This is a genomic window from Sphingopyxis sp. (assembly GCF_040216815.1).
Classification (GTDB): domain Bacteria; phylum Pseudomonadota; class Alphaproteobacteria; order Sphingomonadales; family Sphingomonadaceae; genus Sphingopyxis.
On the sequence record NZ_JAVJOJ010000005.1, the window covers coordinates 84,753 to 97,336 of the forward strand.

General features: G+C 63.9%; 13 protein-coding genes. 4 read left to right on the forward strand and 9 right to left on the reverse strand.

Annotated features, from left to right (window positions below):
• The first annotated feature begins 2 nt into the window (after positions 1-2).
• From trbG to RIA72_RS07960, 3 genes are read left to right on the forward strand one after another with little or no spacing between them, the layout of a single operon-like run.
• Positions 3-818 carry a P-type conjugative transfer protein TrbG gene (gene trbG / locus RIA72_RS07950; RefSeq protein WP_442800467.1) on the forward strand — a complete coding sequence of 272 codons (816 nt, stop codon included), beginning with the start codon at positions 3-5 and terminating at the stop codon, positions 816-818.
• The gene (locus RIA72_RS07955) at positions 815-2,044 is read left to right on the forward strand and encodes a TrbI/VirB10 family protein (protein WP_496008221.1); all 1,230 of its coding nucleotides are present in this window, start codon (positions 815-817) and stop codon (positions 2,042-2,044) included. Before trbG ends, RIA72_RS07955 begins: the two co-directional genes overlap by 4 nt.
• A complete protein-coding gene (locus tag RIA72_RS07960) occupies positions 2,041-2,262 on the forward strand; it encodes a DUF2274 domain-containing protein (RefSeq protein WP_053555694.1) in 222 nt (73 codons plus the stop codon). The genes RIA72_RS07955 and RIA72_RS07960 overlap by 4 nt, the downstream gene beginning before the upstream one ends.
• A 27-nt stretch (positions 2,263-2,289) precedes the next feature.
• Here the strand turns inward: RIA72_RS07960 and arsH are convergent, their stop codons facing one another.
• From arsH to RIA72_RS07995, 7 genes are all read right to left on the reverse strand, one after another.
• Complete coding sequence (arsH, locus tag RIA72_RS07965; RefSeq protein WP_053555693.1) at positions 2,290-3,045, reverse strand: arsenical resistance protein ArsH; 756 nt, start codon at positions 3,043-3,045, stop codon at positions 2,290-2,292.
• 5 nt (positions 3,046-3,050) lie between these two features.
• Positions 3,051-4,118: an ACR3 family arsenite efflux transporter gene (gene arsB / locus RIA72_RS07970; protein ID WP_053556393.1), complete on the reverse strand. Its 1,068-nt coding sequence runs from the start codon at positions 4,116-4,118 to the stop codon at positions 3,051-3,053.
• Positions 4,119-4,125: 7 nt separating this feature from the next.
• Positions 4,126-4,557 (reverse strand): arsenate reductase (glutaredoxin), encoded by a 432-nt coding sequence (gene arsC / locus RIA72_RS07975; RefSeq protein ID WP_053555692.1) that lies wholly within the window; start codon positions 4,555-4,557, stop codon positions 4,126-4,128.
• Positions 4,554-5,075 (reverse strand): arsenate reductase ArsC, encoded by a 522-nt coding sequence (locus tag RIA72_RS07980; protein ID WP_053555691.1) that lies wholly within the window; start codon positions 5,073-5,075, stop codon positions 4,554-4,556. The genes arsC and RIA72_RS07980 overlap by 4 nt, the downstream gene beginning before the upstream one ends.
• Before the next feature lie 31 nt (positions 5,076-5,106).
• Complete coding sequence (locus tag RIA72_RS07985; protein WP_053555690.1) at positions 5,107-5,436, reverse strand: ArsR/SmtB family transcription factor; 330 nt, start codon at positions 5,434-5,436, stop codon at positions 5,107-5,109.
• Between the two features lie 133 nt (positions 5,437-5,569).
• Positions 5,570-7,522, reverse strand: coding sequence for a cytochrome c/FTR1 family iron permease (locus RIA72_RS07990; protein ID WP_053555689.1), 1,953 nt, complete (start codon positions 7,520-7,522; stop codon positions 5,570-5,572).
• Positions 7,523-7,526: 4 nt separating this feature from the next.
• Positions 7,527-8,162 (reverse strand): cation diffusion facilitator family transporter, encoded by a 636-nt coding sequence (locus tag RIA72_RS07995; RefSeq protein WP_053555688.1) that lies wholly within the window; start codon positions 8,160-8,162, stop codon positions 7,527-7,529.
• Between the two features lie 55 nt (positions 8,163-8,217).
• Between RIA72_RS07995 and RIA72_RS08000 the strand changes: the two genes are divergently transcribed.
• Entirely contained in the window at positions 8,218-8,640 is a 423-nt protein-coding gene (locus RIA72_RS08000; RefSeq protein WP_053555687.1) for a MerR family transcriptional regulator, read from the forward strand.
• A gap of 52 nt (positions 8,641-8,692) precedes the next feature.
• On the opposite strand, the gene RIA72_RS08005 is transcribed toward RIA72_RS08000, so the two are convergent.
• On the reverse strand, positions 8,693-9,298 hold the full coding sequence (locus RIA72_RS08005; protein WP_053555686.1) for a cation efflux transmembrane domain-containing protein: 606 nt from the start codon (positions 9,296-9,298) through the stop codon (positions 8,693-8,695).
• 117 nt (positions 9,299-9,415) lie between these two features.
• Positions 9,416-12,577 (reverse strand): efflux RND transporter permease subunit, encoded by a 3,162-nt coding sequence (locus RIA72_RS08010; protein ID WP_053556392.1) that lies wholly within the window; start codon positions 12,575-12,577, stop codon positions 9,416-9,418.
• Between the last annotated feature and the right edge of the window lie 7 nt (positions 12,578-12,584).

Below are 12,584 nucleotides of genomic sequence, written 5' to 3' on the forward strand. Positions count from 1 at the left end.
TCGTGACCGCAGCCGCGTTCGCGTTTCCTGCCCTCGCGGCCCCCTCCGACGTCAAGATGCAAGTCGGCCGGGCCAATGACGCGGCGCGCGTTCAGCCGGACCGCGCTACTTTTCTTAACGCGATCCAGAAATATGCCTGGGCCGATGGCGCGCTGTTCCAGATCTATACAGCCCCGGGGCAGGTCACCGACATCGCGCTGCAGGAAGGTGAAGAGCTCGTCGGACCCGGACCGGTCGCCGCCGGCGATACGGTCCGCTGGATCATCGGCGACACGCTGAGCGGCGCCGGTGTGTCGCGGCGCGTTCATATTCTCGTCAAGCCGACCCGCCCCGACATCATGACGAACCTCGTCATCAACACCAACCGCCGCACCTATCATCTCGAACTGCGCGCAACGCCTTCGACCTATATGGCGGCAGTCAGCTGGTCCTACCCGGCCGATGAGCTAATCGCATTGCGAGCGGCCGAAACCGAGCGGGAGCGCACTGCACCCGTTGCGGGCGGCATCGACTTTGCGGCGCTCAATTTTGGTTATCGGATCAGCGGCGACAAGGTGCCCTGGCGCCCGCAGCGCGTCTTCGACGACGGCCGCCAATTGTTCGTCGAGTTTGGCGACGGCATTGCCGAGGGCGATATGCCCCCGCTCTTCGTGCTCGGCGACAAGGATGGTGCGGAGCTCGTCAATTACCGCGTGCGAGGCCGGTTCCTGATCGTCGACCGCCTGTTCGAACGCGCCGAACTGCGGCTCGGCAGCGGGCGTGGCGCGAAAAAGATACGGATCGAGCGCGACGACAAGCGCCGTCGGGGGCGGTCATGAGCGTGCCGGAACGGGAAGGGAAGGCAGAACCGCCTCCCGAAGCCCTAGCGGCGGAATGCCCCGTCGCGCCGTCCAGCCCCATCGGGTTTCGGCTTGAGGGCGAGATGCCGCCTGTAATGCGCCTCTCGCGCCGGGCGCTCGCGGTCATCGGCGGCGCGGCAGGCTTGGCGATCGCAGGTGCTCTGCTCTGGGCGCTGCGATCGCCTGCGCCCCAGGCCGGCAAGAATCTCTATGAAACCGATCGCCCCAACCGCTCGGAGGTCATTACGGGCGCGCCCGCGGATTATGGCGCGGTTCCGAAACTCGGGCCGCCGCTTCCCGGTGACCTCGGCCGGCCGATCGTCTCGGCGCAGAGGGAGGGTGAGATGATAACGCCGCCGCCCATGGCGCCTGTTCCACCGCCGACCGATCCACGACAGCGGGCGGCAGATCAGGCGCGCGAGCGGCGGATCCAGGAAAGCGACGCGGCGCGTTCAAGCAATCTTTTCCTGGCAAGCGGGGGAAGCAGCGCCTCGGCCAATGCCGCGGAACAACCTGCGCCGCCCGCGGCGCAGGCGATCATCCCGCCGGGCGCAGAAGCCCCGGCTCGTCCCTTTCTGAGGGGAGATGGTCCGCGCCGGACAGGCAGCGGCGAACGCATCGTCCCGCTCGCTTCGCCCTATGTCGTGCAGGCCGGGAATATCATTCCGGCGGCGCTGATCACCGGCATCCGTTCCGATCTTCCGGGCCAGATCACAGCGCAGGTAACACAGAATATCTATGACAGTCCGACGGGACGCATTCTCCTGATCCCCCAGGGCTCGCGCCTGATCGGAGAATATGACAGCGAGATCGTGGCAGGGCAAAATCGCGTGTTACTGGCTTGGGATCGATTGACCCTTCCCGGCGGCCGCTCGATCGCACTTGGCCGGCTTCCCGGGGCCGACGCCGCCGGAATGGCGGGGCTGGCGGATCGCACCGACTATCATTGGGGCCATATGTTCAAGGCGGCGCTCGTATCGGCCCTGCTCGGCGTCGGCGCCGAACTCGGAGCGGACGACGACGACCGGCTCGTTCGTGCGATCCGGTCGGGATCGCAGGATTCGATCGGCCAGACCGGGCGGCAAATCGTCGAACGGCAACTCGCCATACCGCCCACTATTACCATCCGTCCCGGTTTCGCGTTTCGGGTTATCGTCACTCGTGACCTGGTGCTGGAGCCGCTTTTCAGCGGTGAATCCCGATGAGCAAGCTGCGGCTCGGACCCATCGCCGAGGATCGGCCGGTCAAGGTCACGGTTGAACTGTCGGGCGGCGTTATGCGCGATCTTGCTGACTATGCCCGCGTTCATGCCAGGGCCAACGGGCTCACCGAGCCTTTGCCGGTGGAGCGGCTGATTGCTCCGATGATCGAGCGCTTCATGAGCGGTGACCGCGAGTTCGGCAAGCTGCGGCGTCGATCCTGATCGGCACCAGTTCGCGGCCACAAGACATCACGCCCCCGGCAACTTGGCCAGCTGTGCGGGTGTCGGGATAGGGGCGTTGCGATCCTTGCGCTCCGAATAGCGGTCGACGAGCTGTTCGGCGTGGCCGCGCGTGAGCACGGTAAAGCGCACCAGCTCTTCGGCGACATCGACGATGCGGTCATAATAGCTCGACGGCAGCATGCGTCCTGCCTCGTCGAACTCCTGATAGGCCTTCGCGACGCTCGACTGGTTGGGGATGGTGATCATCCGCATCCAGCGGCCGAGGATGCGCAGCGTGTTGACGCTGTTGAACGACTGCGATCCCGCCGAGACCTGCATCACGGCGAGCGTGCGGCCCTGTGTCGGACGGAGCCCTTTGTAGGCGAGGGGAAGGTGATCGACCTGCGCCTTCATGATGCCGGTAATCTGGCCATGGCGTTCGGGGCTGCACCAGACCTGGCCGTCGGACCAGATGGAATGCTGCCGCAGTTCCTCGACCGCCGGATGATCGTCGTCGGCGATGAGGTCGGGCATCGGCAGGTCGGAAGGGTCGAAGATGCGGGTCTCGCAGCCGAAAAGCTGGAGCAGACGCGCCGTTTCCTCGACGACGAGGCGCGAGTAGGAACGCTCGCGCAGCGATCCGTACAGAAGAAGGATGCGCGGCGCGGGATCGAGCGGCCCCAGACCAAACGCCGGCTGTGCGTGGAGATATTCGGGGCTCAATGCGGGAAAATGGTCTGCGTCGGAGAGCGCACGCAGGCGGCTGTGGGTCTGTTCTGTCATGATACTCAGGCTTGTGAAGGAACGCTCGCCGGGAACCAGCGACGTCCGAGGCGGAACGCAACGCTGACGAGGAGGATGAGGACGGGCACCTCGACAAGCGGGCCGATGACCGCTGCGAAAGCGATGGGCGAGGCGAGGCCGAAGGCGGCGATTGCGACAGCGATCGCCAGCTCGAAATTATTGCCCGCGGCGGTGAAGGCGACCGCGGTCGTGCGCGGATAGTCCGCTTCGATCAGCTTACCCATCCAGAAGCTGATGAGGAATTGCACCACGAAATAGATGGTGAGCGGGATCGCGATCCGGATGACGTCGCCGGGGATGGTGAGTATCTCGCTGCCCTTGAGGCTGAACATCGCGACAATGGTGAAGAGGAGCGCGACCAGCGTGACCGGGCCGATTTTCGGCAGGAATCGCGTTTCGTACCATTCTTCTCCCTTGGCGCGGGCGAGGACGCGGCGCGTCAGATAGCCTGCTAGGAAGGGGATGCCGAGATAGATGAGGACCGCCTCGGCGATCGTCCGGAAGCTGACGTCGATGACGCTGCCTTCGAGTCCGAAGAGCGGCGGCAGGACCGTCAGGAAGAACCAGGCGTAGACGCTGAAGAAGAGGATCTGGAAGATCGAGTTGAAGGCGACGAGTGCCGCGACATATTGATTGTCGCCTTTCGCAAGCTGGTTCCAGACGATCACCATCGCGATGCAGCGTGCGAGGCCGATGAGGATCAGCCCGGTCATATATTCGGGCCGGTCCGAGAGGAAGATGACCGCGAGCGCGAACATCAGAACCGGGCCGATGATCCAGTTCTGGATCAGCGAGATGGCCAGGACGCGCTTGTCTTCGAAAACGCGTGGCAGTTCGTCGTAGCGCACGCGCGCGAGCGGCGGATACATCATCAGGATGAGGCCGATCGCGATCGGGATGTTCGTCGTGCCGACCGACATGGCATCGATGGCGGCGGGCAACCCCTCGAAAGCTGATCCGAGCAATACGCCGACCATCATCGCAAGGAAGATCCACAGCGTCAGGTAGCGATCGAGGAACGTCAGGCGTTCGCGTTCGGCGGATGCGGTCATGGCTGGCTCAGGTGCGGACGCGATGACCGTCGGCATCGACCACCTGCTCACCATCTTCCTTGGCGAAGGCGCCGAACTGACCGGCCGGAAGAATGTCGAGGACTGCCTCGGACGGGCGGCAGAGCTTCACGCCGAGCGGCGACACGACGAGCGGCCGGTTGATGAGGACAGGATGCGCCATCATCGCATCGATGAGCGCGCTGTCTTCGAGGCTCTCGTCGCCGAGCCCGAGTTCGGCGAAGGGTGTGCCCTTCTCGCGAAGCAATTCCCGCGGGGTAACGCCGGCCCGCGCGATCAACTGTTCGAGCAGCGCACGCGACGGCGGTGTCTTCAGATATTCGACGACATGCGGCTCGATCCCGGCATTGCGGATCATCGCGAGAGCGTTGCGCGAGGTTCCGCATTCGGGATTATGGTAGATGACGATATCGGTGGTCATTGGGCCGACTCCGCTTGGCCGGTCGCACCTTCGGCGCGGCCGATTTCCTTGAGCTTCCGTTCCATTGCCATTTCGTCGATGCTATCGTGCGGCAGCGCGAGGAACAGCGAGATTCGGTTCGACAGATAATGGAGCGCGCGCTCGAACGCCTCGCGCTGACCGGGGCCTTCGATCGCGGCCGGATCTTCAATCCCCCAATGAGCGCTCATCGGCCGCCCGGGCCAGATCGGGCATGTCTCCCCGGCAGCATTGTCGCAGACGGTAAAGATGAAATCGAAGCTGGTAGCGTTTGGTCCCGAGAATTCGTCCCAGCTTTTCGAGCGCAGACCGTCGGTCTCGAACCCGAGCTCATCGAGAAGCGCGAGCGCCTGTGCATGGACCGTGCCTTTGGGAAAGCTCCCGGCGCTATAGGCACGGAACCGCCCCTCGCCCATGCGGTTGAGCAGAGCTTCGGCTAGAATCGAGCGGGCGCTGTTGCCGGTACAAAGGAACAACACATTATAGATATTGTCGGTCATCGACTTCTCTCTCAGGGGCTGCATATGCCGATCAGCAGCAGGCAAGGTCGGCGAGCAGCGGTTCGCACAGTTCAGCGCGTCCCTGACAACAGTCCTTTGCGAGGAAGAGCATCAGACCGCGAAGTGCGTCGATGTCCGCTCGTTGGATGATTTGCCGGCCGCGCCTTTCCGGTATTACCAAGCCTGCCTTCACCAGAACCGCGAGATGCGTCGAAAAGCTACTCTGGCTGAGCCCCGACGCTTCGACGAGCTGTCCCGTCGATAGCCCTGCGGGCTCATGCTGAACGATCAAGCGAAATGCATCGAGGCGCGTAGGGTGCGCCAGAGCGGCAAGGATGGACAAGGCAGCATCGGTCTGCATACATCGGGATTATCCGATGTATGCAGACCTGTCAATTCATATCGGAAATACACGATGGATCAGTTCGTCGACGCGCGCAATGGGCTTACGGCGCGGATGCCGGCGGGATGGCAACCGATTGGGGGTCGTCCCCCTACACAGACTGATTGCCAGCTCTGTCAGGCCGCCCGGCTCCGATGGCCCGTCGATTATACCAGAAGCCGAGGATTATGATGAGCAGCGCGGCGGCTTGCATCAGGATGACTTGCAGCGTCGGATAGATACCCAGGATCGTGATCCGCGGCCAGCCGACCACGGGCATTATCGAGAGCATACCCGCCTCCTGCAGCGCCGCCGTGCCCTTGCCCGCCAATACGGTGGCAAGCACCGCCATGAGCGCCGAGCTGTACGTGAAGAATTTGCCGATCGGCAGCCGCTGGCTGTAACGGAGCATCGCCCAGGCTATGGCGGTCAACAGGATGATCCCGGTCAAAAAGCCGCCGAAAACAGCTCCGCCGCTGCCTTGCGACGTCAGCGCGGCATAAAACAGGATGGTCTCGAACACCTCGCGATAGACGGCGAGGAAGGCGAGCCCGAACAGGAACCAGGACGAGCGTTTCGAGAGCGCCGCGCTCAGCTTTGCGTGAATATAGCGCTGCCATTGATCGGCTTGGGATTTTCCGTGCATCCAGATACCGACCGACAGCAGAATGACGGCCGCGAGCAAGGATCCGAAGCCCTCGGTCAATTCGCGACTCGCCCCGCTGACGCCGATGGCATAGGTCGCGAGCGCCCAAGTGAGGCCACCCGCGGCAAGGGCGGCAACCCAGCCAGCATGCACATAGCGCAGGGCTTCCGGGCGCTCGGCCTTTCGCAGGAAAGCGATGATCGCGACGACGACAAGAATTGCTTCCAGGCCCTCGCGCAGCAGGATCGTCAGGGCCCCGGCAAAGGCCGATGCGCTGCTCGCCTGTTCGGGGGCAAGCACCTGCTCGGCCTCGGTGAAGAGCGTATCGAGCCCTGAAATCTCGCGGCGGACTTCCGCGACGGGTGCGCCCTTCTGGATAGCCGCGCGCACCGCGCCCATTGCCGTCTCGATCCGGGCCATGAGGGCGCCGTCGCGCGAGGCGAGGAGCGGCTCGAGGGGTTCGAACCCGTCAAGATAGGCGGACAGCGCAAGTTCCCCGGCTTGCTGCCTCTTCCCGGCAGCATATGCGGTGAAGCTCTGTTCGAGCCGCTCCCGCGCCAGCGCCAGCGATCCAGTTCCCGGCCCCGCGACGGCCTGAGGATTGGCCCTGAGATAGGCCATCACGGCGTCGGCCTCCGGTTGTCCGATCTTCGCACCGAGCGCCGCCGGCGTCATTGCCGTCAGGGTAGGCATGTCAGGCACCAGGCGGCGGACGGACGCGTCGGATTGCCAGATCCGCTCGCCCTGCGTCGTATCACGGAAAGCGAAGCGGCCGCTGTAGAAGGCGAGGGCCCAGCGATCGGCGGCAGGAAGGTCGGCGAAGCTCTGCATCCCCGTTCCGTCCAGACCTTGCTCGATCACCTGGTAGAGTCCAAAAAGGCTTCGTTCGCGGGCGCGTACCGCATCGGAAAAGGCGATCGGCGGTGGATCGAGCCTGGCTGCGTCGGGGCCGCGGCCATCGCCCGACATGCCGTGGCATGATGCGCAATTCTGCGCATAGAGAGCGGCGCCCCTTGCAAGATCGGGACTTTGCGCCGGCGCAAGCGGCACCGGATAGGCGTTGAGCAACGCCGCCGCGACCGATCGGGCCTGCCGCGCAACCTCCTGCGGGCTTTCCTTGGCGACAACGGCGGCTTTCAACCGCTTCGCACCAGCCAGCAACCGCGCGCGCGCGCCTTTGGGTGGAAGCGCCGCAATCTTCGCGGCGGCCGAATCGGTGAACTCCAGCATTTCGGTATATTCGGCCTGGCTGACGACACGGCCGTCACGCACCGCGCCGGAATAGTCCACGGCGACATAATCGAGCAGGCGCCAGATCGTCTGCACCGAGGCCGTGTCGGCGCGTGCGATAGCCGGAAGCAGCAACAGCATGGCGAGCAACATGGCCGTGGCGCGCCGAAGCGTGGAGTATGCGCTCATCTTGCTATGCCCGCGACGGGCGCAGTTCGGCGCGTGCGTTGCGTACGATCTCCGTTGCCGAATGCAGGAAGAGAAGGGCGATGACGCCCGCCACCAGAAGATCGGGCCAGGCGCTGCCCGTCCAGCCGACCAATATGGCCGCGACGATGACCGCGATATTCGCGATCGCATCGTTTCGGCTGAACAGCCAGATGGCCCGCACATTGGCATCGCCGTCCCGAAATCGCGAGAGAACCAGCGCCGCGGTCACGTTCACGGCCAAGGCGACCACGCCGATGCCGCCCATGAGTTCGGCTTCGGGTGGCTCGGCATTTAAGGCCCGTGCCACGGCAAAGGCGATCACCCCCAGCCCGAGCGCACCGAGGAACAGTCCCTGGGTCAGCGCGATCCGTGCCCGGCTTGCAGCAGACCAGCCGAGCGCCAGTAGTCCCACCAAAGTGATCGAACCGTCGCCAATAAAGTCGAGCGAATCCGCTTTGAGGGCCTGACTGTTGGCGATGAAGCCGCCGATGATTTCGCATACGCCGAAACCGAGGTTGAGTATGACCACGATCCAGAGCGCCCGTCGATAGGCGGGATCACGCTCGGCACGCACGGTGTCACCGGTGCAGCCGCAGTTACTGTCGTTGCTTTCGCTCATCGCGTTGTCCTACATTCTCCAGTAACTGTAGAATCAAGACATTTCTGAGGTGCATATGGGCCGCGACGTAGGACTTCCCATCGGAGCGCTGGCGAGCCGGACGGGCACGAAGGTCAATACGATCCGCTATTACGAGGACATCGGCCTCTTGCCTCATGCCGCGCGCACTGCCTCCGGCCGTCGCAGCTATGGTCCCGAGGATGTCCGGCGCCTCGCGTTTATCCGGAGCGCGAGGGGGCTGGGATTTTCGATCGACGAAATTCGTTCACTTACCGCACTTGCGGCAGGGCCCGAGCAGGACTGCGCCGAGGTTCGGGCTCTGGCGGCGCGGCATTTGCTCGACGTCGACGAGCGTCTGGAACGCATGGCGCGCCTTCGCGCAGAACTCGCCCGGATCGTTCAGCTCTGTGAGGGCGGCCGCATAGCCGATTGCCGAGTGATTGAGGCGATCGAGGCGACGCTGCCGTCCGCGGTCTAGCGGTAGTCCCGTGGACTCCATCATTCGGTCTTCATCTTGTTATCTTTCAAATTCAGGGGTCGTCGCCCGCCGCGCCGCGAGTCTCCTTCCGGGCATCGCGCAGAATTTCGATGCCGCCCTTAATGGCAATCAGCGCAGTGGCGAACCCGACGAGCAAGTCGGGCCAGTTCGTGCCGAGCCACCAGACGAGGACGCCGGCGATCAGGATGCCGCCGTTCGAAACGAAGTCATTGAAGCTGAAGGTCGTTGCCGCGCGAAGGTTGACATCGGGATTGTGAATGCGCTGAAGCAGCTTCAGACAGGCATAGTTCACCACGGCAGCGACCGCCGACATAATCATCATCGTCGCGCCGATCGGTTCGCTACCCTGAAAGTAGCGCCGCCCGACATCGAACAGGACGCCGGCCGCGAAGATCAATAGCATGACGCCCGACGCTGTAGCCGCGCGGGTCTTCCATTTGATGCCATGGCTTAGCGCGACAAGGCTCAGGGCATAGACCGCTGCGTCCGACAAATTGTCGAGACCATTGGCGATGAGGGCGCTCGAATCTCCCAGCGCGCCGGTTATGAGAAAGGCGATGGCGATCGCCGCGTTCAGGAAAAGAACAATTTGGAGGGTCCGCTTTTCGCGGTCGGTGCCCGCTGACTTGTCTATCATTTAACGCTCCTCATACCCACCATCCCCAAAAGGAGGCGGAACCCTTTAGGGTTCCGCCTCTGTTCGCGACTGGCCGCTTGCCGCCCATGCGATGCAGCAAACCGCCAAGGCCTGGCTTCAGGTTGCGAGGCCGGACTCGCGCCGCGGCCCGGCGACTTCCTCTTCTTCGATCTTCGCGCTGCGGCAATGGACCAAGAGGTACAGCGCCGGCAGGACGAGCAGAGTGAGGATCGTCGACGAGATGATGCCACCGATCACCACCGTTGCGAGCGGGCGCTGCACTTCCGAACCCGCACCGACGTTGAGTGCCATTGGCACGAAGCCGAGCGAGGCGACGAGCGCGGTCATCATGACCGGCCTCAAGCGGGTGAGCGCGCCTTCGCGGATCGCCTGGACAAGCGGTCGGCCACGTTCGCGCAAATCCTTGATGAAGGACAGCATCACCACACCGTTCAGCACCGCGACCCCGGAGAGCGCAATGAAGCCGACCCCCGCCGAGATGGAGAGCGGAATGTCGCGAAGCGCCAGCGCTGCGACGCCTCCCGTCAGCGCCAGCGGCACGCCCGAGAAGACGATGGCCGCATCGCGAACCGATCCGAACAGCATAAAAAGCAGTCCGAAGATCAGCAGCAGAACGAGCGGCACCACGATCTGGAGGCGCTCGGTCGCCGACTGCAGCTGCTCGAACGTCCCGCCATATTCGATATAATAGCCATCGGGCAGAACGACATCGGCTTCGACCTTCTGGGTCAGCTCGTCGATGAACGAGCCAAGGTCGCGCCCGCGAACATTTGCCGTGATCACCGCGCGGCGCTTGCCATTTTCGCGGCTGATCTGGTTCGGCCCCGCCGCGAGCGAAATCTCCGCCAGCTCCGAAAGCGGCACGAAGCCACCCGCGGGAAGCGCAACGGGGAGATTGCCAAGCGACGCGAGGTCGGTGCGAATGGCCTCGGGAAGTCGGACGATGACGTCGAAGCGCCGGTCGCCCTCGAAGAGCTCGCCCGCCTGCCGCCCGCCGGTCGCGGTCGAAACCGCGTCCTGGACTGTCTCCATGCTCACGCCATAGCGCGCAAGCTTGTCGCGATCGGGCGTGACCGAGAGCATCGGCAGGCCGGTGACCTGTTCGAGCTTCACGTCCTGTGCGCCCGCGATCCCGCCGGCCACTTCCTCGATCGCCTGCCCCGATTCGAGCAGTTGGTCGAGATCGTCGCCGAACAGCTTGATCGCGACGTCGGCGCGAACGCCGGCGATCAGTTCATTCATCCGCATCTTCACCGGCTGGGTGAACTCATAATTGTTCCCCGGCACCTCGTTCACCGCCTTATTGAGTTCGGCGACGAGCTGGTCGCGGGTCTTTCTCGGATTGGGCCACTCCTTCCGGTCCTTGAGCATGATGAAATTGTCGGCGACCGACGGCGGCATCGGATCGGTCGCGACTTCGGGCGTGCCGATCTTCGCGAACACCCGCTCGACTTCGGGGAACTGTCTGATTCTCTTCTCCAGCGCCTCCTGCATCGCGATTGACTGGGTGAGGCTCGTTCCGGGAATACGCATCGCGTGCATCGCGATATCGCCTTCGTCGAGGTCCGGGATGAACTCGGACCCGAGACTGGTCGCCGCCACGCCGCTCAGCGCGACAAGCGCCAAAGCACCAGCCAGCGCAGCCTTCGGCCACTTGAGGACGCGGTCGAGCATCGGGCGATAGCCCTTGCCGAGACCGCGCATCAGCCAATTTTCCTTTTCCTCGACCTTGCCGGTCACGAACAGCGCCACCGCGGCCGGAACCAGGGTGAGCGACAGGAGCAGAGCAGCGGTAAGCGCGAGGACGACGGTGATCGCCATCGGGTGGAAGGTCTTTCCTTCGACGCCTTCGAGCGCGAAGATCGGCAGATAGACGGCAGTGATGATGATGATGCCGAAGATGCTCGGCTTGATCACCTCTGCGCTCGCCGAGGCGACGAGACCGAAGCGTTCGTCGCGATCGAGCAGGCGTCCGAGCCTGTGCTGTGCCTCGCCGAGCCTGCGGAGGCAATTTTCGACGATGATGACGGCCCCGTCGACGATGAGGCCGAAGTCGAGCGCGCCGAGGCTCATGAGGTTCGCCGATGTCCGCGTTTGGAGCATGCCCGTCAGCGTCATCAGCATCGCGACCGGAATGACCGCCGCCGTGATCAGCGCCGCCCGGAAATTGCCGAGCAGCAGGAAGAGGATCACGATGACGAGCAGCGCGCCCTCGGCGAGGTTCTTCTGCACCGTCGAAATGGTCCGTTCGACGAGCGCGGTGCGATCATAGAGCGGCTTCGCGACCACGCCCCTCGGCAAGGCACGCGAGGCTTCGACGAGGCGTTCGGCCGAGGCCTGCGCCACCACGCGCGGATTTTCGCCGATCAGCATCGAGACCGTTGCGAGGACGACCTCCTTGCCATTCTCGGTTGCCGCGCCCGTGCGTAGTCCCGAACCGATCGCAACATCGGCGACGTCGGCGATCCGGATCGGAACGCCGCCCCGGGTGGTGACGATGATCTGCGACAGGTCGCGCTCATTGTTCGCCTGACCAGGAACGCGGATCAGGATTTGCTCGCCGCTGCGCTCGACATAACCGGCGCCGCGATTGGCATTATTGGCCTCCAGCGCGGTGACGACATCGTTGAGCGAGAGATTGAGCGCGGCGAGCGAGGCCGGGTTGGGGGTCACATGATATTGGCGGGCATAGCCGCCGATCGTGTTGATTTCGGCGACCCCCGGGATCGTGCGCATCTGCGGCCGGATGACCCAGTCTGACATCGTTCGAAGGTCTTCTGCCGTGTAGGGCGTGCCGTCCGGCTTTCGTGCGCCCGGTTCGGCTTCGATCGAGAACATGAAGATCTCGCCGAGGCCGGTGGAAATCGGACCCATTTCGGGTTCCATCCCCGGCGGAAGCTGGCCCCTCGCAGCCTGGAGCCGCTCGCCCACCTGCTGGCGCGCGAAATAGATGTCGGTCCCGTCCTCGAAGACAACGGTGACCTGACTCAGGCCGTAGCGTGAAATCGACCTTGTATAGTTGAGGTTGGGGATGCCCGCGATCGCGGTCTCGATCGGGTAGGTGATACGCTGCTCGGCTTCGAGCGGCGAATAGCCTTCGGCCTTGGTGTTGATCTGGACCTGGACGTTGGTGATGTCGGGAACGGCGTCGATGGGCAACTTGGTCGCGCTCCACGCGCCGATCACGCACAGAAGCGCGACGACCGCGAGGACGAGCCATCGTTGCCGGATCGAAAAGCCTATGGTTCTGGCTAGCATATTGTCC